Source organism: Methylophaga sulfidovorans (assembly GCF_900114205.1).
Taxonomy (GTDB): Bacteria; Pseudomonadota; Gammaproteobacteria; order Nitrosococcales; family Methylophagaceae; genus Methylophaga; species Methylophaga sulfidovorans.
The window spans coordinates 44204-65640 of sequence record NZ_FOSH01000007.1 but is presented as its reverse complement, the minus strand read 5'-3'; the positions used below and the strand labels follow the sequence as shown (position 1 = coordinate 65640).

Here is a 21437-nt window from a genome sequence, read left to right as displayed (position 1 = left end):
GCTACGCCATCACAGAAATAATTTTGTATCAGCCATCAGCTTAATTTAAGCTACTTATATTTCATAAAATAAGGAGAGGATAATGGATTTACAAGTAGGCGGCATATTAGGTCTGATTTGGCTAATCATTGTTATCTGGGCCATTATTCAGGTAGCCAATAGTCCTGCTGGCGGTGGCGCGAAGATTTTATGGATTCTTATCCTTCTGCTGTTCCCGGTATTGGGTCTGCTTATTTGGTTCTTACTTGGGCCTAAAAGCTAGACTTAGCAACAGCTAAATAAAAAAGGGGCTTAACGCCCCTTTTTTAATGCTTTCAATTAGCCTAAATGATCTTTAAGTAATTCTGGCTGACGCTCAGGTGTAAAGATCTCAATCCAGTAACCATCCGGATCCTGAATAAAGGCAATGCCTTTCATCTTGCCATCATTCGGTTTCTTCACAAACGGCACCCCAAATGATTCAAATCGCTCACATGCGGCATCAATATCCGGTACAGCAAACCCAATATGGCCAAATCCACGAGGATCGCTATTACCATTGTGGTAACTGACCTCATCATTATCCTCATCACCCCAGTTATGAGTCAGTTCCAACATCGCAGGCATGGCAAAGGTTTGCTTAATACGCTCATCATTATCTGTTGAAATAGTTTTGAGTTGCTCTGGTGACATAGCGGCCATGAAGTAAAGCGTGAATTTCATTTCCGGAAAATCAAACCGTTTAACCAAGGTCATCCCCATCACTTCAGTGTAAAACGCCAGAGTACGTTTCGGGTCTTTAATGCGAAACATGGTTTGATTAAATACAAAATCATGAGTGGCGGGATCGTGTATCCCGCTCAGCCCTTCAGCATTGTCAAAATGACGACTCATTGTTCTCTCCTTAATTTAAAACAGATAAGCTTATGACCATTCTTATGATGATGGTTCACTTAGTGTTGAAATAACGCTGGCTTTCTTCTTTCACGACTTTCGACAGCAGTAAGATACCGATAAGGTTTGGAATAGCCATCAAACCATTCATCAAATCGGAAAAGTCCCAGACAAATTTTAACTCACGGGTAGCACCAACGATTACCGCCGCCACAAACACGATACGAAAAACGATGATGGCTTTCTCACCCAGTAGATATTCCAGTGCTTTTTCACCGTAATAGCTCCAGCCAATTAAGGTGGAAAAGGCAAATAGAGCCGTAGCTATCGCGACAATATAAGTCCCGGTTATTCCTAATGTTTCGGCAAAACTGACACTGGTTAAGATATTGGCTTTCACTCCGTCCTGCCAGGCTGTAGCTGTTAAGATTACCAGCGCTGTTGCCGTACACACCACCAGGGTATCAATAAAGGTCTGAGTCATAGAAACCAGCGCCTGTTTCACCGGATCATTAGTCCGTGCCGCTGCTGCAGCAATGGGGGCTGAACCTAAACCTGACTCATTAGAAAAGACACCACGTGCCACACCATAACGAATCGCAGCCGCTACCGCTGCACCGGCAAAACCACCACCAGCCGCAATCGGATTAAAGGCATGCCAGAAAATTAAATGAAAGGCTGCTGGCACTTCATCAATATTGATTCCAATGACAATCAGCGCTGCACCTAAATAGGCCACGATCATAAAAGGCACTAACATCGAAGTGAAGCGTCCAATAGATCGAATTCCACCGATTAATACCAGTCCGGTTAAGATCATCAGCACAAAACCTGTGGTACTGGTTTCAATACCAAACACCTGCTGTACTGCTGCTGCGGCGGAATTTGCCTGGGTCATATTACCAATACCAAACGCAGCACCAATAGTGAAAATAGCAAACAAACTACCTAACCAAGGTAAACCTACGCCTTTTGATATGTAATACATCGGGCCACCGCGCATACCGTTCTCGCCCTCTTCGCGGTATTTTACCGCCAGCATAGCTTCAGCATATTTAGTTGCCATGCCCACCAGACCCGTTATCCACATCCAGAATACGGCTCCAGGCCCGCCTAAAGAAATCGCTGTCGCCACCCCAACAATATTGCCGATACCCACCGTTGCAGCGAGTGCTGTGGTTAAAGCGGCAAAATGACTGATATCACCATCAGCTTTATCTTCTTTATGAAATACAAGCCTGAGTGCATGGCCTAATGCCCGAAATTGAAGTCCCTTTAAAATGATGGTCAGATAAAGTCCAGTACCAACCAGCAAAATGAGCATCGGTGGTCCCCAAACCCAACCTGATAAAACCGACACCCAGTGTGAAAGAAATTCCATATTTAATCCGGCCTGTTATGAATCATGAATGCATTTGAAGTTAAGTGAGAATAAGACCACTGTCAAACACGGTTTTCTAATGAAGTGCAAAAGCACCTTATCAGTTTCTAAGTCACTGCTAACAAAATCTGTTTTCTTAACCATTGATGAGCTGGATCTCGATGAACACGCTCGTGCCAGAGCATCGATATCGTGAAGTCAGGCACTTGAATTGGCACCGATACGATTTGTATTAAATCACTCATCATCGCTATACGTGAGGGAAGCATTGCAACCAGATCGGTTGTTTCCAGAATCGCTTTTAAAAATAAAAAGTGAGGCACTGACAACACCACATTACGCTTAAGCCCCAGTGCTTTTAATACCTCATCGGTCTCTCCCCAAAAGCCGTCACCATCAGGGGAAACCATCACATGCTCTAGCTGACAAAAAATGTCCAGAGACACCGGCCCGTTTAATAAACGATGTCCTTTGCGTGCTGCTAAAACATATTGGTCTGAAAATAATGTTCTGTGATGAAGGTTTAGATGACTATTACTCACCACATTTATAGCTAAATCTATTTCCCCACGCTCGGCTTTTTCATAAATTTGTGTCGGTGGCAGTTGCACGATGGATAGCTCACTAAGTGGAGCCTGGGCACGAAGTGCAGGCAGCAATGGCAGCATGACCGTCGCTTCACCATAGTCATACGCGGCTATTCGCCAACGTTGCTTGGCCCGCTCGGGATCAAATTCAGCAGTCGGCAACACGACTTCATGCAAATGAGCAATAGCCTCCTTCATTGGCTGCCTAAGCTGTTCAGCCTTGAGTGTTGGCGTCATACCACGGGAGTTGGAAACCAGCAATGGGTCATTAAAATAGTCCCGAAGCTTGGCTAGCTGAACACTGACAGAGGGCTGAGACAGGTTTAAGCGTTTTGCTGCTTTGGTCACATTCAGCTCATCTAGCAACACATCTAATGTCACTAATAAATTCAGATCCAGCCTACTGATATTATCCAAAACTATACCTATCATTAAATTAATTCATTTTAACTATACCTGAGAGATGACTATTCTGTACTCATCAACTAAAGGATAAATAAAATGAATGTATTAATTGTTTTTGCCCACCCAGAACCCAAATCATTAAATGGCTCAATCAATAAATTTATTGTTGAATATTTAGAAACATCCGGACATCAGGTCAAGGTTTCTGACTTATACGCCATGAACTGGAAGGCCAGCATAGATTCAAACGATAATGTGGCTGCTTATCAGAACAAGGTATTTCAGCCCACTCATGATTCCCTAGAAGCCTTCAAAAACCATACTCAGTCTGAAGATATCGTTGCTGAACAAGAAAAAATTATTTGGGCAGATATCGTCATTTTTCAGTTTCCGCTTTGGTGGTTTTCTATGCCTGCCATATTAAAAGGCTGGGTAGACCGTGTGTATGCTGCCGGTTTTGCTTATGCTGTGGGTGAACACTCTGAAAACCATTGGGGCAATCGCTATGGGGAAGGCACATTAGCAGGCAAACGCGCCATGTTGGTAGTCACAATGGGTGGCTGGGAGTCGCACTTCAGTGCCCGAGGTGTAAATGGACCCATTGACGATATCCTCTTTCCGATTCAGCACGGTATATTGTTTTATCCAGGATTCGATGTGTTACCACCCTACCTCATTCACAAAACCAACAGCATCGATGAAGAAAGGTTTAGTCAAATTCAGGCAGAGTTAGCGACAAGGCTGGATCAACTTGCATCACAGCCTCCCATTGCTTTTCGTAAACAAAATGCCGGGCAATACGATATCCCAGCTCTAACCTTGAAAGCCGAGATTGCACCAGGTAAAACAGGCTTTTCTGCTCACCTCGAAGATGAATAAATAACTATGCTGCGGGTTTTGACTTCAAAATGGTTGAACCCGCATCTTTAGCTAAAGTGAGTGTATCTGCAATGGAAAACAAGGCTAATGTGGCAATAATCCAAAAGGCTAAATGAAAATCTTCAACACCTGTATCGACCATTGTCGTTCCATGTAAAAACCACATGGCGAATGCCAATACCAGAGCGGCAAAAGCAATACCGATACCGCGGCTCATTTGTTGTAAAACAGAGAATAAGGTACTGGCATCACGCATTTTCTGCTCACCAACATCAGCAAAACCAATGGTATTAAGGGCTGTAAAATGCATTGAACGGTTCAGGCCACTGATAAATAACACCAGCACCATTACCCAATAAGGTGTGTTGACAGTGAACATTGCCATGGCGGCAAACCCTGCCGAGACCATTATTCCATTGGTAATCAACACCCGGCGAAAACCAAAGGTATTCATAATCCAGGTGGTAGCAGGTTTCATACAAAGATTACCGACAAATAACCACAACAACAGCACACCGGCATCCACCGCTGACATGCCAAAACCCAATTGAAACATCAGAGGTAATAAGAACGGTACAGACGCCACAGCAATACGGAAAAATGAGCCTCCCACAGCCGTGATTCTGAAGGTTTTAATCGCTAAGGGTTTCAAACTGAATAAAGGATATTGGCTACCCAGCAAATGCTTAACAGATAAAGCCAACAGCATGATTCCAACAGCAATGAAACTCAGGCTATAAGCCATACCAATTCTGCCTGCACTCAGACATTCCACACCCGCCATAAAAATACCGAAACCGGCTCCGGTCATTAAAAACCCTAGAACATCAAAAGGCTCTCTCTGCATAACAGGGTTTGATCGCGGCTTAATTAAGCAGTGTGTGATCACTAAAATTAGTAATCCAATCGGCACATTAATCAGAAAAATCCATTGCCAGCTCCAGTGTGTGGCAATCCATCCTCCCAAAAAAGGCCCCAATACCGGGCCAAATAATGCCGGCCAGGTCAAAATGGCAACCGCTTTGACTATCTCGTTTTTAGGCGTATCCCGCAGCACCACCAAGCGTCCGACCGGCACCATCATCGCCCCACCAAAACCTTGCAGGACTCTGGCCGCGGTAAAGTTTATTAAGTCTGTACTTAAAGCACATAACACCGACGATCCGATAAATGTCAGCACGGCAAAGGAAAAAATGCGGCGGGCACCAAAACGATCCGCTGCCCAACCACTTAATGGCATAAACACAGTTAATGCCACCAGATAAGCCGATACCCCCACAGATAAATGCGCAGCAGCAATATCAAAATCCTTGGCGATCGCAGGCAAAGCAGTAGCAATTACCGTAGCATCTAACGTTTCCATAAAAAACGCCGCCGCCACTAATAAGGCAATCGCAATTCGTCTGTTTATCTCAATGGGTCCTATATGCATTCTGTGCCTGTTAATTAAACAATATCATCCACTACGCCGCCATCGACTCTCAGTGCAGCACCACTGGTAGCGGATGCTTGTTCTGAGCAGACATACACCACCATATTGGCGACTTCTTCCACTGAAGCAGGTCGTTGTATTACAGAACTTGGTCTGGCTTCCATCACAAAAGTTTTTCCTACTTCTTCATAGGATTGACCTGTTTTTTCTACTTCATCCGCTATCATGGCTTTAAAACCATCCGAAAGCGTCGGTCCTGGCAGCACACTATTCACTGTCACACCACTGCCAGCCACCCGTTTTGCAAGCCCTCGTGACAGCGATAACTGTGCCGTCTTCGACACGCCATAGTGAATCATGTCATCAGGAATATTGCGTGCAGACTCTGACGAGATAAACACCACACGTCCCCATTTTTTATCCTGCATAGCTGGCAGATAGGCACGAGATAACCTCATACCCGACATCACATTAGTTGCCCAATACATATCCCAAGTTTCATCATCGGTCTCAAAAAAATCCGCTGGGCCGAAGATGCCGGCATTGTTAACCAGAATATCCACTTCAGGTACTGCGCTGACTAATTTTTGGCAACCCTCAGCAGTTGATAAGTCAGCCACAGCAGGAATGAGTTTTGCCTCGGGCAGTTGTTCTTTAATACGGGCTATCGCTTTCTCAACAGTTTCCTGACTGCGACCATTGATCACCACCTCTGCACCAGACACAGCTAAACCAGAGGCAATGGCAAAGCCTATGCCTGCCGTTGAGGCTGTCACTAATGCTTTTTTATCTGTGAAATCGATGTTCATCGTGCTCTCCTTAATTAATTATCTGTATCTATTGTAGGTGACAGACAATATTGATTAAATAGAGATAATGTAAATTCACTATTTCCAATTTGTTAACAATGAAACGTATTGATGATTTGCTCGGATTAAGAATCTTTGAACGAGTGGTAACACTCGGTAGCCTGACAGCGGCGGCTCAAGCCTTGGGTATCTCTCTCGCTGCCGCCAGTAAGCGACTGAGTAAACTTGAGCAGTACCTGGATGTACAACTGATTCACCGCAGTACACGACGCTTATCTGTCAGTGATGAGGGGCAAACACTCTATGAATATGCACAGCATATTGTGGCTGAATTAGAGCAGGCTGAAGAGGCCATTTTACAAAAGTCAGAGCAGGTTTCTGGCACATTAACTATTACCTCCCCCAACAGTTTTGGTCGACGCCACCTAGTCAAACTCATCGCAAAGTTTAAACGCCTCCATCCCAACATCAACATTCAACTGCTGCTGAGTGACAGCATTGAGGATATGATTGCAGAAGGCATTGATGTCGCCATCCGTTATGGCGAACTGCCAGATTCAAGACTGATTGCCCATCGCCTACTCAATAATGACCGTATTTTGTGCGCTTCACCGGACTATCTTGCCCGATATGGCAGACCTCAGACCTTGGGCGAGCTACATCAACATCAATGTATTATTATCAGTCGTCATACCGAAATTAACTGGGCATTTCCCAGCCAAACCATACACATTCAGCAAGCAATAAGTTGTAATGATGGTGAAGCCGCACATGTTATGGCACTTCAAGGTATGGGCATCGTACTGAAATCCTACTGGGATGTGGCGGAAGACTTAACCGCTGGCAACTTGATTCAAGTATTACCAGAACAAGCGATTATCAGCGCCCCCATCAATATCATTACCTTAAAAAATCAGCATCAACCAGCAAGAATCCGACTATTTATCGATTTCTTAATCAGTAGCTTGCAGCCAATGCAAATGCGTAAAGAAAAAACCTGACTCTTTTCTTGCCAGCACAAAAATAACAATAATTATCCTTAGCCCACAGAGCCACGACGCCAGGCGTTTAATCGTTCTTGTATCCCGATAACAAATACATAAAAGGCCGGCACAAAAAACACGGCCAATAAAGTGCCGCTGATCATGCCACCAAACACACCAGTGCCAATGGCGTGCTGGGTTTCCGCACTAGCACCACTTGCAAGCATCAATGGAACGACACCAAGCGTAAAGGCCAGCGAAGTCATCAGAATTGGTCGCAGACGCAGACATGCCGCATTCACAGCAGCATCTATTAATGTGCGTCCCTCAGCATGTAACTGACGAGCAAACTCGACAATAAGGATAGCGTTCTTTGCAGACAGGCCTATGATAGTTATCATGCCGACCTTGAAAAACACGTCATTAGGCATATCGCGCAGCATCACGGCCGCCACAGCCCCTAACAAACCCAACGGTACAACCAGCATCACCGATAGCGGAATTGACCAGCTCTCATACAATGCCGCCAATACCAGAAAAACAACCAGACCTGATAACAACATCAGCATCGGTGCCTGCGATGCGGATTGCCGTTCCTGCAGAGATAATCCTGTCCAGGCTATCGCAAAGCCTTTTGGCAACTGCGTAACTAAACGTTCCATCTCTGCCATCGCAGCGCCACTGGAAAAGCCGGACGATGCTTCCCCTGAAATACGTACAGCAGGAAAACCTTGAAAACGTATCATTTGTTGCGGTGACTCACCCCATACAGGAGTCACAACTTCCCGTAGTGGCACCATGCCACCATTAGTATTACGTACACGCAGGCTGAGCACATCATCCAGTTGCATACGAGCATGGGCGTCAGCCTGTATGATAACTTGCTGCATTCGCCCCGCATTGGGGAAGTCATTCACATACAGTGACCCCATCGCCGCCGATAAAGTACTGCTCACTGCAGTGAAGGACAGCCCCATTGCCTCAGCTTTTTGACGATTGATTTCCAGGTGAATGCTTTCACCGGGTGGCAGGCCATCGGGATAGACATTGCTGACCACCTCACTCTTTGCCGCTAATGCCAGCAGTTTTGCCTGCGCATCTAACAATGCCGCTTCACCCTGATGAGACCTGTCTTGTAGAAATAGGCTAAAACCAGAAGAAGTACCCAACTCGTCAATAGCTGGCGGCATCAAGCTCATTACCGTGCCCTCGATATTATCAGCCATAGCTTGCTGTGCCAGAGCAGCTTCCTCGGCTGCAGTCGCGCCATCACGCTGATCCCAATCTTTAAGCATGGTGAAAGCCATGGCCGCGTTCGGGCCAGAACCAGCAAAACTAAAACCTAGCACCACCATATTGGCATCCAGACCCGGTCGTGAAGCGACGTGTGCCTCATAGGCCTTGACCACTTCCAGCGTGCGTTCACTAGTGGCACCAGTAGGCAACTGAATAGAAGTCATGAAATACCCCTGATCTTCCTCTGGCAGGAAGGATGATGGTAACTGCTTGGCAGCGATGATAAGCACCACACAAAGTACGGCAAATAACACCATCATTCGTCCACTGTGAGCAATCATTCTTGCCACCCGTGTGCCATAACTATTCGTTAGACGCTCAAAACGTCGATTAAAAGCACCAAAAAAACCGCGCTTGTGATGATGTTCAGCACTGATCGGACGTAATAATGTAGCGCAAAGAGCAGGCGTCAGGGTCAGGGCAAGAAAAGCTGAGAACAGAATAGACACCGCCATCGACAAGGTGAATTGCTGGTAGATAATCCCTACCGAACCGCTGCCAAAAGCCATAGGAATAAACACGGCCGTCAGCACCAGGGTGATACCTATGACTGCCCCCGTGATCTCCTTCATCGCTATTGAGGTTGCTTCCCTTGGCGACAGTCCTTTGGTCACCATCAGTCGCTCGACATTTTCAACCACAACGATAGCGTCATCGACAATAATACCAATGGCCAGCACCATGCCGAACATGGTAAGTGAGTTGATCGAAAATCCGGCAAGCAGCATCACCGCAAAGGTGCCAAGCAAAGCGATAGGCGCAACGATAGCTGGAATCAATGTGTAACGCAGGTTTTGCAGGAACAAAAGCATCACCAGGAACACCAGCACCATCGCCTCAAATAAGGTGTAGATCACCTTTTCAATAGAGACTTTGACAAAGGGCGCCGTATCAAACGGCACTGAGTAGGCCATACCCACAGGCATACTCGGCGCAAGCTCGGCCAGACGTTCACGTACTGCAGAAGCCGTCTGTACAGCATTTGCGCCTGGTGATAACTGGATGGCGGCACTCGTTGCCGCCACACCATTCTCACGATTAGAAAAGCCGTACGATTGGGCACCTAGCTCGACTCGTGCCACGTCACCCAGTACCAGCTTCGCCCCGTCATCACTGGCACGCAGCACAATAGCAGCAAACTCTTCCGGTGTTGTCAGTTGTCCTTCTACCGTCAATGGCACGGTCAGGCGTTGTCCCGGCAGTGCTGGCTCATCACCAATTCGTCCAGGAGCAATTTGAACATTCTGTTGCTCAATGGCCTGAGCCAGTTCGTTCATGGTCAAACCATAAGCATTAAGTTTATTTGGGTCGACCCAGACGCGCATCGCCTGTTCGGCGCCGAATAACTGCACACGCCCCACCCCTGAAATTCGTCGTAATTCCTCGACAATATTCCGTGCCAGATAGTCGTTAAGCTCGACCTCATCGAACTGGCCATTAGGTGAGGTCATACCGACTATCATCAAAAAACTGGAGGAAGCCGATTCCACCTGCAGGCTGCTCTGGCGTACAGTTCGAGGTAATCTCGGTTCCACAGCTTTAATACGGTTCTGCACATCGACCTGCGCTAGTTCCGCGTTAGTACCCGGTTTAAAAGTAGCGGTTATTTGCGCAGTACCAGAGGTATCGACTGATGACTCGAAGTACAGCAAATTTTTCACGCCTGATAGTTCACGCTCGATCAAACTCACTACCGAGTCATTGAGTGTCTGAGGTGTGGCTCCCGGATAGCTTGCATAAATGCTGACCGAGACTGGTGCTACTGAAGGATAACGAGAAATAGGCAACTGTGGGATGGCAATAACACCAATCAACACAATAAATAAGGCAATTACCCATGCAAAGACTGGGCGCTTGATGAAAAACTGAGGCATGGTGACTTCTCCGAATTCAGCGTACGTTGGCACTAAGCTGCTGACTCACAGCAGCGGGTTGCCAGGGCCGAACAACGACCTGAGTAGCCGAGCTCAAACGCTCAATGCCCTCGATAACTACCGATTGACCTGCACTTAAACCGGATGCTATTCGATAGTCGCGCGCCACCAATTCACCGAGCTCGACAGGCACCAGCTGGGCCTGATCATCTGCATCCACGATCCATACCCCCGTTTGACCCGCCGTGCGTGTGACTGCCTGCTGCGGCACACTGACAGCATCCGTATAAAAAGCTTTGGGGATGCGAGCCTGGACATAAAGGCCGGGCAACAAACGATGCTCAGGATTATCCACCAACACACGTAACAACACATCGCCAGTACCCACATCCACCTCAGTACCAGAAAACAAAATATGTCCCTGTATACCGAGAGGTTTACCATCACTACTTAAAATCTCTACTGCCAGCTCCGATTCTGCCGAGCCAGCCCGTTGACGCATTGCTTCCAACTCTGATGCTGGCAGACGAACATCCACGTAAACCTGGTTTATTTGTTGGATTCTGGCCATAGGTGTGGCATCGGTTGGTGAAACTAATGCCCCCTCGCTGACCAACGTTTGATCAATACGTCCGTCAATCGGCGCCTCAACACTGGCGAATTGCAAATCCAATTTACGTCGTGCCAGCGTAGCTTTAGCTTGAGCGACATTCGCCATAGCTTGGTTTCGCAATGAAATAGCGTCATCATAGGTTTGGCGGCTGACCCCGCCCGCCTTTGTTAGAGAGACCAGACGGTCTACCTCCAAACGAGCTCGGTCCAATACGGCTTCAGCGTGCTGCAAAGCTGCCGCTGCAATATCGACATCGGCTTTAAAAGGCGCTGGATTAATCTGAAACAGCACTGTACCGGCTTTAATTTCGGCTCCCTCATCGAATAACCGCTGTTGCAAGATACCGCCAACCTGAGCGCGGATCTCAGCACGACGAATTGCCGCTACACGACCTGGCAAATCTTCAGTCACCAATAACGGTTTGGCTTCAGGCGTCATCACTGATACCTGTACCGAAGTAGACGTTTCTTCAAGCTGCTGTGTTGAATCACACCCTGGCAATAGCAACACGGCAAGCCCTGCCAAAACAATACTGAGGTGCCATGGTTTGATGAACATAAACTACTCCTCGCTAAGCGTATCTCTCGATGACGCCGCTCAATTAAACGCTAGAAAAACATGGCTGAATTATGACGAGTCGCTATTGCGAATTATTCGAGGCTTTGTGGAGAAAGTATGGAGGGAGTGATACAGTTCAACAATTTAGCGTTGAATCAATCCATGTCTAATCTCAATCCCTCTGGAAACCCAACAAATTCAGCTCTCGTATTGATTGCAGAAGATGAAACAGAGATTGCCGACATTCTTATTGCTTATCTACAACGTAGTGGCCTACGTACTCAACACGCCACTGATGGCCAACAAGCATTGACCATGCATCAAACTTACAAACCTGATCTATTACTGTTAGATGTACAGATGCCACATATGGACGGTTGGAATGTACTCAATGAAATTCGCTCTCACAGTGATACCCCCGTCATCATGCTCACGGCACTTGATCAGGATATTGATAAATTAATGGGATTACGCCTGGGTGCAGACGACTACGTAGTGAAACCATTCAATCCAGCCGAGGTAGTGGCTCGTGTACAGGCGGTATTGCGGCGCGCACAAACCAATACCCCATCACCGACAAAGATACTGCGTGTCGGCAAGTTCCAGATTGACTTAGATAATCATGAGGCCAGCATCGACTGTAACGGTCAACAACAAACACTGGATCTGACTCTGACCTAGTTCAAATTGCTCGCCTGTCTGATGCGTTCTCCGAAACGTGCATTCAGTCGTGAGGAACTGTTGGTCAACTGCCTGCCCGAGGGCGATTCTCAGGAACGTACCGTAGATAGTCATATCAGCAAGCTACGTAAAAAGCTTGAGGCCCTTGATATTCAAGGTGTGCCCGCCAGTGTCTGGGGCGTAGGTTATCGCTTTGGCGGTGAGGCATGAAATCAGCATCGGGCTTACGCCGACAAATCATCAAGTCGCTGGCAGCGATGACGATGGGCATCATTTTTCTGTCGGTGTTCGGCTCCTACGTGTTTTATGCCATTGCAATGGCCTATATGCCTGGCAGCATATCCGAAAGCTGGATGCCCTCGCAGCTAGAGATGATCTGGATCGTTTGCACTATCATCGCGGCATTGGCAATCGCTCTTTTTGTCGCAATCCGCCTGTCACGCCGAATACTCACACCTTTAAATTCCGTGGCCTACAGCTTACGCGAAGTTGCTCAGGGCAAGCTCAACGCCCGGGCCAGAATGGATCAACATGCGATGGGAGAGACAGCACAGCTAGTGCATGACTTCAATGCTATGGCTGAGCGTTTGCAGTATATGACCCGCGAACGGGAGTTCTGGAATGCTGCCATTGCCCACGAACTTCGTACACCGGTCACCATATTCTTCGTGGTCGTTTACAGGGTCTGGCAGAAGGTGTTTTCCCCCCTAATAACGATATTTTTGAAGGATTACTTCGACAGGTCGAAGGACTCAATTACCTGATAGAAGACTTACGAGTGTTAAGTCTCAATGATAGTGGTCACCTGGAATTACAACTGGTGAAAGTCAGCCTGGCTGAGGAACTCAATGCCGTAATAGAGAGCTTCGCTTCCACGCTGAACGCTAGAGGATTTACGCTAAAGCAGGAACTGGATCCAACACTGGAAGTTTGCTGTGATGTAACAAGAATACGTCAGGCGCTGCTGGAAAATGCATATCAACATGCCGATCCTGGCACTTTAACAGTACGTCTTAACAGTTCAGCTGACAGCTGCTATTTGAGCGTGGAAGATCAAGGGCCAGGTATTCCAGCGGAGGCCGCAGCTAATGTGTTTGAGGCATTTCACCGAGTTGAACCGTCTCGCTCACGAAAAAGTGGTGGTAGTGGGCTTGGGCTTGCCGTGGTTAAAGCAATAGTTGAGGCACATGGAGGTCATGCAATTTGCCAATCCACTAAAAGCGGAGGCACGATTTTCACTCTGTCATGGCCTATTCAGCTAGAGGCAAAATGAAAAGTTCTGCTTAAAGATTTTTCTATTTACTTGCCGATACAAAAACTGGAGAAAATATGATCGAGCAAATCTTCAGTAGTAAAGGTACCAGTAATTTCGCCTAATGCCTGTTGAGCAAGACGTAGCTCTTCAGCCAATAACTCACCTGCACCCATTCCTGAAAGGCAGTCATAACCATTGACTATCGACTGTCTGGCTCGTGCCAGAGCATCCAGGTGACGTCGACGGGCAATAAACACCCCTTCTTCTTCCGGATGAAAACCGACGGCTTGATAAAGGTGTTGTTGTAATAACTCGAGCCCATCACCTGATTTTGCTGAAAGATACAAAGTGGGATAACCCTCTTCTTCTGTCAATTCAGTCTGATGACCACTTTTATCAATCTTATTCCGGACAATAGTGAGGGGTTTATTCTCAGGTAACTCAGCCAGGATTTTTCTATCCAGCTCGGTAAGGCCTTTACTATCGTCAATCAGTAACAAAATATGATCGGCCTGAGCCAGTTCATTTTGGGTGCGGCGGATACCTTCCAGCTCAACAATATCATTTGTCGCATCATGCAGACCGGCGGTATCAGAAATACGTAATGGCAAACCACCGAGATGAATTTGCTCGCGTAGCACATCACGTGTAGTACCAGCAACGTCTGTCACGATGGCGGCATCATGACCAGCTAATTGGTTGTGCAGGCTGGATTTACCTGCGTTCGGCTGACCTGCCAACACCACACTGATACCTTCACGTAACAAGCGGCCTTGTTTGGCTGAACCAGCAATTCCGTCAAGGGTTTTTAATAAGCTCTGAAGTTGTTTGTCGACTTGCGCTTCAGCAAGAAAATCAATCTCTTCATCACTGAAATCAATTGACGCTTCGACAAACATTCGCAGGTGAGTGAGTTCTTGCAGGAAATCATTAATACGATTGGAAAAATCACCTTGCAGTGATCGCATGGCGCTTTTAGCTGCTTGTTCAGTGGAGCTTTCAATTAAATCGGCAACCGCTTCAGCTTGGGCTAAGTCCATTTTATTATTAAGGAAAGCCCGCTCTGAAAATTCACCAGGTCTGGCCATTCTGGCCCCCAGATCAACAGCGCGTTGGCAGAGCCTGTCCATAACAAGTGGACTGCCATGCCCCTGTAATTCGACAACATCTTCACCCGTAAATGAAGCCGGACCAGGAAAATAAAGGGCGATGCCTTCATCAATAACGCCATTATCGGCATCACGAAAGTGAGTAAATTTGGCGTAGCGTGGTTTTGGTAACTTGCCGCATATCGCTGTCACAATTTCAGCGCTTTGTTTGCCTGAAATTCTAACGACACCGACACCACCGCGCCCTGGCGCGGTGGCTACTGCAACAATCGTATCCATTAAAGTCGCTTAAAGTGCATTCATCTTACGTGTGATATACCACTGCTGTGCAATCGATAACACGTTATTCACTACCCAGTACAACACCAAACCAGATGGGAAGAAGGCAAAGAATACAGTGAACACCAGCGGGAAGAACTTCATCATCATCGCTTGTGCCGGATCTTGTGGCGCAGGATTTAATGTTTGTTGGAACCACATTGAAATACCAAACAACACTGGCAAGATGAAATACGGATCCATGGCTGTTAAGTCATTAATCCACAGGATAAAGTCGGCTTGGCGTAATTCAATACTTTCTACCAGCACCCAGTAGAAAGACAGGAATACAGGCATCTGCACCAGAATAGGCAAACAACCACCTAATGGATTAATTTTCTCAGTACGATAAAGATCCATCATGGCCTGATTAAACTTCTGTTTATCATCACCATAACGTTCTTTCAGCGTTGCCAACTTAGGTGTCAGCTTACGCATAGCCGCCATTGAACGGTAACTTGCTGCAGACAACTTGAAGAATGCCAACTTAATCAGCACAGTCAGAAGAACGATTGACCAACCCCAGTTTCCAGTCAGTTTATGTAACCACTGCATCACCCAGAATAGCGGCTCAGAAATAATGGTAAAGATGCCGTAATCGACTGTCAGCTGTAAGTTCTTAGCTACTTTTTCCAGACGTTCGGCTTTTTTCGGCCCCAGATACATTTCATAATCAGCATGGCCTTCACTACCGGCATCAACAGAAATAGCTGGCATTCTGACACCGGCGGTGTAATTCGTACCATTAAGCGAACGAGCGTAATAACCTTCTTCTTGATCATTTTGTTCAGGCACGATCGCCGCCACAAAATAATGTTCAATCATCGCGGCCCAGCCATCCTTCGCTTTCTGATCGAATGGTTTTTCATCTAAATCATCATACTTCACTTTCTCGTATTCATTACCTGTATTCGAGAAGACAGGACCATTGTAGGTATAAATGAATCGTGAACTGCTTTTTTGTTTTTTACGATTAAATTGTGCGTATGGGTAAGCAGAAAAAGCGTCCGCAGTATTATTGATAATCTTATAGTCCACATTCACCACATAGCTATTGCGTTTGAATGTATAGGTTTTCACCACTGTCAGACCGTTATCAGCTTGCCAATAAAGTGGGACTTTAATTTCTTCCTGACCGTCTCTTAATTGAAAGTTTTGCTCGTCAGCTTTATAAACAGCATAGTGTGTTGGCACATCCATATTTGAACGTAAACCAGACTGTGCAACGAAATATGTATCGCTCTTATCGCTCAAAAACTGTACAGGCGTATTAGGCTCTTCAGAGCTAACGGCATACTTCAATAACGCCAGGTTTTGAATATCACCACCCTGTGTGCTGATTTCAACATCCATCACATCCGTTTTTACATGGATTTTTTGTTTAGTCGCTGCTGAAGATTGTGCAGATTCAGGTACATCAGGTAGGGCCTCAGCAGAAACCGACGGCATATCTGGTAACGCTGCGTCGTTCGCTGCAACCGAAGAATCATCGATCTGAGTCGATGCTGTATTTTGTTCGGTTTGTTGAGGATGTACGTAATCTTTTTGCCACGCTTGCCATAACAATAATGACACGATGAGCAGACCAAAAATAAATAGGGTTCTGAGATTATCCATTACGATTCTTTGTTTTTAGTTCAGGTACAGGATCAAGTCCACCCTCATGCCAAGGGTGACAGCGGGATATTCGACGCAAACCAAGCCAGGTTCCTTTAATAGAGCCGTGACGTTCGATTGCTTCAATCATGTATTGTGAGCAGGTTGGCTGAAAACGGCAATGCATGCCGATGAAAGGGCTCAATAAGAGTCTATAACCTCGGACGAGGCTGATTAGAATTTTTGCCATTGCGCCACCACTGTTAACCAATGTTGCTCCAATGCTGCCCATATTTGAGTGCTATCTCGTTCTGTCACACCGGGGCGTGACAATACAACAATATCGATGTTTGATAAGGCGGACTGATTCTGTCGAAAGGATTCGCGAATAATCCGCTTTAAGCGGTTGCGTTGATTGGCTAATTTCACGTGTTTTTTAGCTATCGCTAGTCCCAGTCGGGGATGTCCCACTGAGTTCTCAACCGTTAAAACCGTCAGGCCCCCACCACCAGTGCGTTTTCCTTGACGGAACACCCGAGAAAAATCTCCCGGGCGATTCATTTTCATGGCTCGGCCGAATGTTGCCAAGTCATGCCCTCCCTGAAGGATGTCAGAGAAGATTATACTGACAGTCTTGCGCGACCTTTTGCGCGACGTGCGTTAATTACGCGACGACCACCAACTGTTTTCATACGTGCGCGGAAACCGTGTGTACGTTTGCGCTTCAGATTGCTAGGCTGAAAAGTTCTTTTCATTTCACCAACTCCAGAAATAATGATTGTTTTGCTGCCTACGGTGCTAACAACAGCAAAAACCGCCAAGGCAAAAGACACGGGATTATAAAGTTTTAAGGTATAACAAGTCAAACCAGAGTGACTTTATTCTTTCTGTGGTTATTTTACTTGCCAAAAAGCTGGCTTAAGGATAACTTTAGACCTCCTGCGTTACCAGCTATACTATCTAAAAACCTAGCTACCCAACGCACCTCATTTTTTGTTTAAACCGGTATAAATCAAGGAGTTAATGTGTCATCACCCCTTTGGGAAAAATGTCTGTCCCATCTCGAAGGTGATTTGTCGGCACAGCAGCTGAACACTTGGCTTAGGCCGCTGCAAGCGATCGAAACCGAAGAGAGTTTACGCCTACTTGCGCCCAATCCATATGTCAAAGCATGGGTTCAGGAGCAGCTTGAAGCACAGATAAACCAGCTGGTTCATCAATTAACTCAAGGTCTTATCGAACATATTTCGATTGAGGTAGGCACGATTGATCAAGCACCGCAAAGACCAAAACGTGTTGCCAGCGTTTCCGCATCCCCGAAAACAGATAAAGAAGAAAAGCTGGAAACGGTAAAGTCGGAACCCGCACTTGGCAGCCCTATCAATCCACTATTTACTTTTGATAGCTATGTCGAAGGTAAATCCAATCAGATTGCCCGCGCTGCATCACTGCATGTCGCAGAAGCACCGGGAACAAGCGGTTATAACCCTCTCTTTTTATATGGTGGCACTGGGCTTGGCAAAACCCATTTGATGCTGGCAGTGGGTAATAAAATTAAACAAAACAATCCAAAAGCACGGGTGATTTACCTGTCATCAGAGCGTTTTGTTCAGGACATGATTACCGCATTACGCAACAATGCTATCGATCAATTTAAAAATCACTATCGCAGTGCAGACGCATTATTAATTGATGATATTCAGTTTTTTGCTAAAAAAGAGCGCTCGCAGGAAGAGTTCTTCTACACCTTTAATAGTTTGTTGGAAGGTCAGCGCCAAATCATTCTGACCTGTGACCGTTTCCCTAAAGAAGTCGATAATCTGGATGAACGGTTACAATCGCGGCTGGGCTGGGGCTTAACCGTTGCTATTGAACCGCCAGAGCTTGAAACACGTGTGGCGATTCTGATCAAAAAAGCGCAACAAAACCTGATTACACTGCCGGAAGACGTGGCCTTTTTTATTGCCAAACGTATAAAATCGAATGTGCGTGATCTGGAAGGCGCATTGCAGCGCGTTCTGGCTTTTTCTCGCTTTACCAATCAGCCTATGTCGATTGATATGGCACAAGAAGCATTGAAAGATCTATTGGCCCTGCACCAGAAATTGGTGACATTGGAAAGCATCCAGAAAACAGTGGCCGAATATTTCAAAGTGCGTGTGTCTGAATTACTGGCGAAAAAACGTACACGCTCCATTGCACGACCAAGACAAATAGCCATGGCGCTTGCCAAAGAATTAACCAGTCACAGCCTGCCAGAAATTGGTGAATCTTTTGGTGGCCGTGACCATACAACTGTTCTGCATGCCTGCAGAAAAGTTGCTGAATTAAAAGAGTCGGATCCCCGCGTGGCTGAAGACTACCGTAATCTTTTACGAACACTGTCGAGTTAACCCGAGAGAATCATCATGCAATTTACTGTCAGCCAAGATACTTTAGTGCGACCGCTGCAACTGGTGTGCAGTATTGTTGAACGTCGCGCTACGCTACCGATCCTGTCTAACGTTTTATTACGTGTTCAAGGTGACCAACTATCCATGACCAGTACCGATATGGAGCTGGAAATGATTGCTACCCTGCCGGTCGCCGTTGAAGAAGAAGGCAAAACCACCGTCTCAGCTCGTAAGTTGCTGGACATTGTCAGAGCCTTGCCCGGTAATGCCACCATCAGCGTTAATGCCAATGATGGCAAAGCCGTTGTCAAAGCCGGTAAAAGCCGTTTTTCATTAGCCACTTTATCCAGTGATGACTTCCCGGATAGCGAAGGCGCTAATTACATCGATGAAATTTCACTGCCGCAATCGGCACTGAAATCCTTACTCGACGAAACCAGTTTTGCTATGGCCAGCCAGGATGTACGTTATTACCTGAATGGTTTATTACTGGAACGAGACGACACAACATTACGTGCTGTTGCTACCGATGGTCACCGTCTGGCGCTGGGCAGTCTCACTACATCAACACCCGTTAGTGAGAAAAACAGCGTTATTGTGCCACGCAAAGCAATTATTGAACTCGGCCGTCTTCTTAACGACAGTGATGACACCGTCAAGATGGCCTTCAGTAATCAACAAATCAAAGTTGAATTACCCGATATCCACTTCACATCTAAACTGATTGACGGTCAGTTCCCTAATTACGAACGCGTCCTGCCTTTAGGCGGTGATAAAGAAGTCTTAGCTGATCGCGATGAATTGAAACAAGCCTTATCACGTGCGGCTATTTTGTCTAATGATAAACACCGTAGCGTGCGTATCAACTTAGATACCGATCAATTAAAAGCGACCGTCACCAACCAGGAACAAGAATCCGCAGAAGAAGAAATCAGCGTGGATTACAAAGGTGCCCCATTAGAAATCGCCTTTAATAATGCCTATCTGCTGGATTTACTGAACGCGATTCCGGATAACAAAGTGAAACTGCTTTTCACTGATGAAACCAGCAGTGCCCTTGTCACACCTGCTGATGAAAAGTTTGAACGTCAGTATGTTGTGATGCCGATGCGTCTCTGATACGTTCTAGAAAAACATTCTTAACTCGCGTCAGAACCACAGAAGAATACAAGTTTATTTGTATTCAGTAGAAGGATTTGGAGAGAGTAACAGCATGAAACTAACGCCCTTTTACAAAAGGACTTTAGTCGGTCTACTGAGTTTATTTTTTATTGTTTTAGCGAGTTGTGACCAATCACGTGATGTTGAGCTTCCGGAAGACATCAAACAAATAACCAATGGCGATCTTGATGCATGGCTGAAACAAGCCCCCTTTGAAGGTCACTGGGAGCCCAGTGCGGATAAAAAAGAAAACACGATTGTTATTACCAATCTGCATCAAGTATTCCCTTTCATCGGCAAGTTGAAAAATGCTGATGATGACAATAAAAACCGTACAAGCTCGGATGGCGATCTCCATGAAGAAGCCTGGCAGGTCTTCAAAGATCCTAAGTGGGGTGAAGTCGTCACCTACGCACAACTGGCTTACGATCCCAAAGAACTGTTTTTATCACCCTCTTATTCAGAAATGGGAAATCCGGTGTTTTCAGGTAGTCAGGACATCGAACTAAGCTATTCAGGCAGTCTGAAAGCAACCCAAGTCATAGACCATAAGGGCAGTGCTAAAACAGGTATCTACTGGGTAAACAGTAATATGCAGACGTATCTGATGGGCTTCTATCAGAACCAGAATCTGGTCTTTGAGGTGGCTTTCCCCTGCAAAACCGACAACAAAGCAAGCTGTCTTGAAAAACTAAAAGACATCAATAAAAAGCTAAAACTCAATGTTAAAAGTTGGGAGAATGCTACGGTTGATATGCTGGAAACCACCAACAGTAATGATAGCTTCTGGCAAGACCCTTATATTGGTATTTTCCCGGATCAATATGAAATACCTTCCGTAGAAATCAAAATCCGCTATTCTGATTTCACACTGCAAAATCTCAATGTTCCACAACAAAACGCTGCCTATCTATTTAGTTATGAAAACGACTATGGCCTGCATTCTCTTGGTTTTAATAAAGAAAAGTCGGCACAAAGTCGTGCTGAATTTGAGAAGGCTCATGAAGGTCAAGATTTTATTGAGGCTGGTAAACTCGCTGTGAAGTTGTATCTATCAGAAAGCGAGAAAGGCGACATCCATCATATTCAAGCAAGTGCTTATATGAAGGACAAACAAGAGTTAAAAGTTAACGCCAGTTATCCCGTAAAAGATCCAGAAGCCCGTGATGAAATAATGGATATCTTTAATCATCTGAAAATCGCTCAATTCTGATATTTTATAGGTGTAGATAGA

The 21437-nt window shown here is 46.0% G+C and carries 22 protein-coding genes; 10 read left to right on the top strand and 12 right to left on the bottom strand.

Annotation, left to right across the window (positions count from 1 at the left end):
- Window positions 1-82: 82 nt before the first annotated feature.
- Complete coding sequence (locus tag BM232_RS07350) at window positions 83-262, top strand: PLDc N-terminal domain-containing protein (protein WP_091712983.1); 180 nt, start codon at window positions 83-85, stop codon at window positions 260-262.
- A 56-nt stretch (window positions 263-318) separates the two neighbouring features.
- Here BM232_RS07350 and gloA read toward each other — a convergent pair whose 3' ends face one another.
- The 3 genes from gloA to BM232_RS07335 form a co-directional block, all read right to left on the bottom strand.
- Window positions 319-873, bottom strand: a complete 555-nt coding sequence (gene gloA / locus BM232_RS07345; RefSeq protein ID WP_091712980.1) for a lactoylglutathione lyase — start codon at window positions 871-873, stop codon at window positions 319-321.
- Between the two features lie 55 nt (window positions 874-928).
- Window positions 929-2254, bottom strand: coding sequence for an alanine/glycine:cation symporter family protein (locus BM232_RS07340; protein ID WP_091712978.1), 1326 nt, complete (start codon window positions 2252-2254; stop codon window positions 929-931).
- 107 nt (window positions 2255-2361) lie between these two features.
- A complete protein-coding gene (locus tag BM232_RS07335; protein ID WP_218153315.1) occupies window positions 2362-3258 on the bottom strand; it encodes a LysR family transcriptional regulator in 897 nt (298 codons plus the stop codon).
- 84 nt (window positions 3259-3342) lie between these two features.
- Here BM232_RS07335 and BM232_RS07330 point away from each other — a divergent pair, with 84 nt between their 5' ends.
- Entirely contained in the window at window positions 3343-4125 is a 783-nt protein-coding gene (locus tag BM232_RS07330) for an NAD(P)H-dependent oxidoreductase (RefSeq protein ID WP_091712973.1), read from the top strand.
- Window positions 4126-4129: 4 nt separating this feature from the next.
- Here the strand turns inward: BM232_RS07330 and BM232_RS07325 are convergent, their stop codons facing one another.
- Together BM232_RS07325 and BM232_RS07320 are read right to left on the bottom strand one after the other, a co-directional pair.
- Window positions 4130-5557, bottom strand: coding sequence for an MFS transporter (locus tag BM232_RS07325; protein WP_091712970.1), 1428 nt, complete (start codon window positions 5555-5557; stop codon window positions 4130-4132).
- Window positions 5558-5571: 14 nt separating this feature from the next.
- Entirely contained in the window at window positions 5572-6366 is a 795-nt protein-coding gene (locus BM232_RS07320) for an SDR family NAD(P)-dependent oxidoreductase (protein ID WP_091712967.1), read from the bottom strand.
- Window positions 6367-6464: 98 nt separating this feature from the next.
- On the opposite strand from BM232_RS07320, the gene BM232_RS07315 reads away from it, so the two are divergent.
- A complete protein-coding gene (locus BM232_RS07315) occupies window positions 6465-7367 on the top strand; it encodes a LysR family transcriptional regulator (protein WP_091712965.1) in 903 nt (300 codons plus the stop codon).
- A 38-nt stretch (window positions 7368-7405) separates the two neighbouring features.
- Here BM232_RS07315 and BM232_RS07310 read toward each other — a convergent pair whose 3' ends face one another.
- On the bottom strand, window positions 7406-10519 hold the full coding sequence (locus BM232_RS07310; protein WP_091712963.1) for a multidrug efflux RND transporter permease subunit: 3114 nt from the start codon (window positions 10517-10519) through the stop codon (window positions 7406-7408).
- A gap of 16 nt (window positions 10520-10535) precedes the next feature.
- Window positions 10536-11690: an efflux RND transporter periplasmic adaptor subunit gene (locus BM232_RS07305; protein WP_091712961.1), complete on the bottom strand. Its 1155-nt coding sequence runs from the start codon at window positions 11688-11690 to the stop codon at window positions 10536-10538.
- Window positions 11691-11807: 117 nt separating this feature from the next.
- Between BM232_RS07305 and BM232_RS07300 the strand changes: the two genes are divergently transcribed.
- From BM232_RS07300 to BM232_RS14935, 4 genes are read left to right on the top strand one after another with little or no spacing between them, the layout of a single operon-like run.
- A complete protein-coding gene (locus tag BM232_RS07300) occupies window positions 11808-12371 on the top strand; it encodes a response regulator transcription factor (protein ID WP_218153314.1) in 564 nt (187 codons plus the stop codon).
- 6 nt (window positions 12372-12377) lie between these two features.
- Window positions 12378-12581 (top strand): winged helix-turn-helix domain-containing protein, encoded by a 204-nt coding sequence (locus BM232_RS14945; RefSeq protein ID WP_281248280.1) that lies wholly within the window; start codon window positions 12378-12380, stop codon window positions 12579-12581.
- Window positions 12578-13135 carry a HAMP domain-containing protein gene (locus tag BM232_RS14940; RefSeq protein WP_218153312.1) on the top strand — a complete coding sequence of 186 codons (558 nt, stop codon included), beginning with the start codon at window positions 12578-12580 and terminating at the stop codon, window positions 13133-13135. Before BM232_RS14945 ends, BM232_RS14940 begins: the two co-directional genes overlap by 4 nt.
- Before the next feature lie 14 nt (window positions 13136-13149).
- Window positions 13150-13644 carry a sensor histidine kinase gene (locus BM232_RS14935; protein ID WP_218153311.1) on the top strand — a complete coding sequence of 165 codons (495 nt, stop codon included), beginning with the start codon at window positions 13150-13152 and terminating at the stop codon, window positions 13642-13644.
- A 26-nt stretch (window positions 13645-13670) separates the two neighbouring features.
- Here BM232_RS14935 and mnmE read toward each other — a convergent pair whose 3' ends face one another.
- Genes mnmE through rpmH form a run of 5 tightly spaced genes read right to left on the bottom strand, consistent with a single transcriptional unit; the run spans window position 13671 to window position 17404 of the window.
- The gene (mnmE, locus tag BM232_RS07290; protein WP_091712959.1) at window positions 13671-15014 is read right to left on the bottom strand and encodes a tRNA uridine-5-carboxymethylaminomethyl(34) synthesis GTPase MnmE; all 1344 of its coding nucleotides are present in this window, start codon (window positions 15012-15014) and stop codon (window positions 13671-13673) included.
- 9 nt (window positions 15015-15023) lie between these two features.
- Window positions 15024-16670 carry a membrane protein insertase YidC gene (gene yidC, locus BM232_RS07285; RefSeq protein WP_091712957.1) on the bottom strand — a complete coding sequence of 549 codons (1647 nt, stop codon included), beginning with the start codon at window positions 16668-16670 and terminating at the stop codon, window positions 15024-15026.
- Window positions 16663-16899 (bottom strand): membrane protein insertion efficiency factor YidD, encoded by a 237-nt coding sequence (yidD, locus tag BM232_RS07280; protein WP_091712954.1) that lies wholly within the window; start codon window positions 16897-16899, stop codon window positions 16663-16665. Before yidD ends, yidC begins: the two co-directional genes overlap by 8 nt.
- Entirely contained in the window at window positions 16884-17237 is a 354-nt protein-coding gene (gene rnpA, locus BM232_RS07275; RefSeq protein WP_245752841.1) for a ribonuclease P protein component, read from the bottom strand. The genes yidD and rnpA overlap by 16 nt, the downstream gene beginning before the upstream one ends.
- Window positions 17238-17269: 32 nt before the next feature.
- The gene (rpmH, locus tag BM232_RS07270) at window positions 17270-17404 is read right to left on the bottom strand and encodes a 50S ribosomal protein L34 (RefSeq protein ID WP_040576298.1); all 135 of its coding nucleotides are present in this window, start codon (window positions 17402-17404) and stop codon (window positions 17270-17272) included.
- A gap of 270 nt (window positions 17405-17674) precedes the next feature.
- Here rpmH and dnaA point away from each other — a divergent pair, with 270 nt between their 5' ends.
- The 3 genes from dnaA (at window position 17675) to BM232_RS07255 (ending at window position 21416) form a co-directional block, all read left to right on the top strand.
- Complete coding sequence (gene dnaA / locus BM232_RS07265) at window positions 17675-19042, top strand: chromosomal replication initiator protein DnaA (protein ID WP_091712952.1); 1368 nt, start codon at window positions 17675-17677, stop codon at window positions 19040-19042.
- 15 nt (window positions 19043-19057) lie between these two features.
- Window positions 19058-20161, top strand: coding sequence for a DNA polymerase III subunit beta (gene dnaN / locus BM232_RS07260; RefSeq protein ID WP_091712949.1), 1104 nt, complete (start codon window positions 19058-19060; stop codon window positions 20159-20161).
- Between the two features lie 94 nt (window positions 20162-20255).
- Complete coding sequence (locus BM232_RS07255) at window positions 20256-21416, top strand: hypothetical protein (protein ID WP_091712947.1); 1161 nt, start codon at window positions 20256-20258, stop codon at window positions 21414-21416.
- The last annotated feature ends 21 nt before the right edge of the window (window positions 21417-21437 follow it).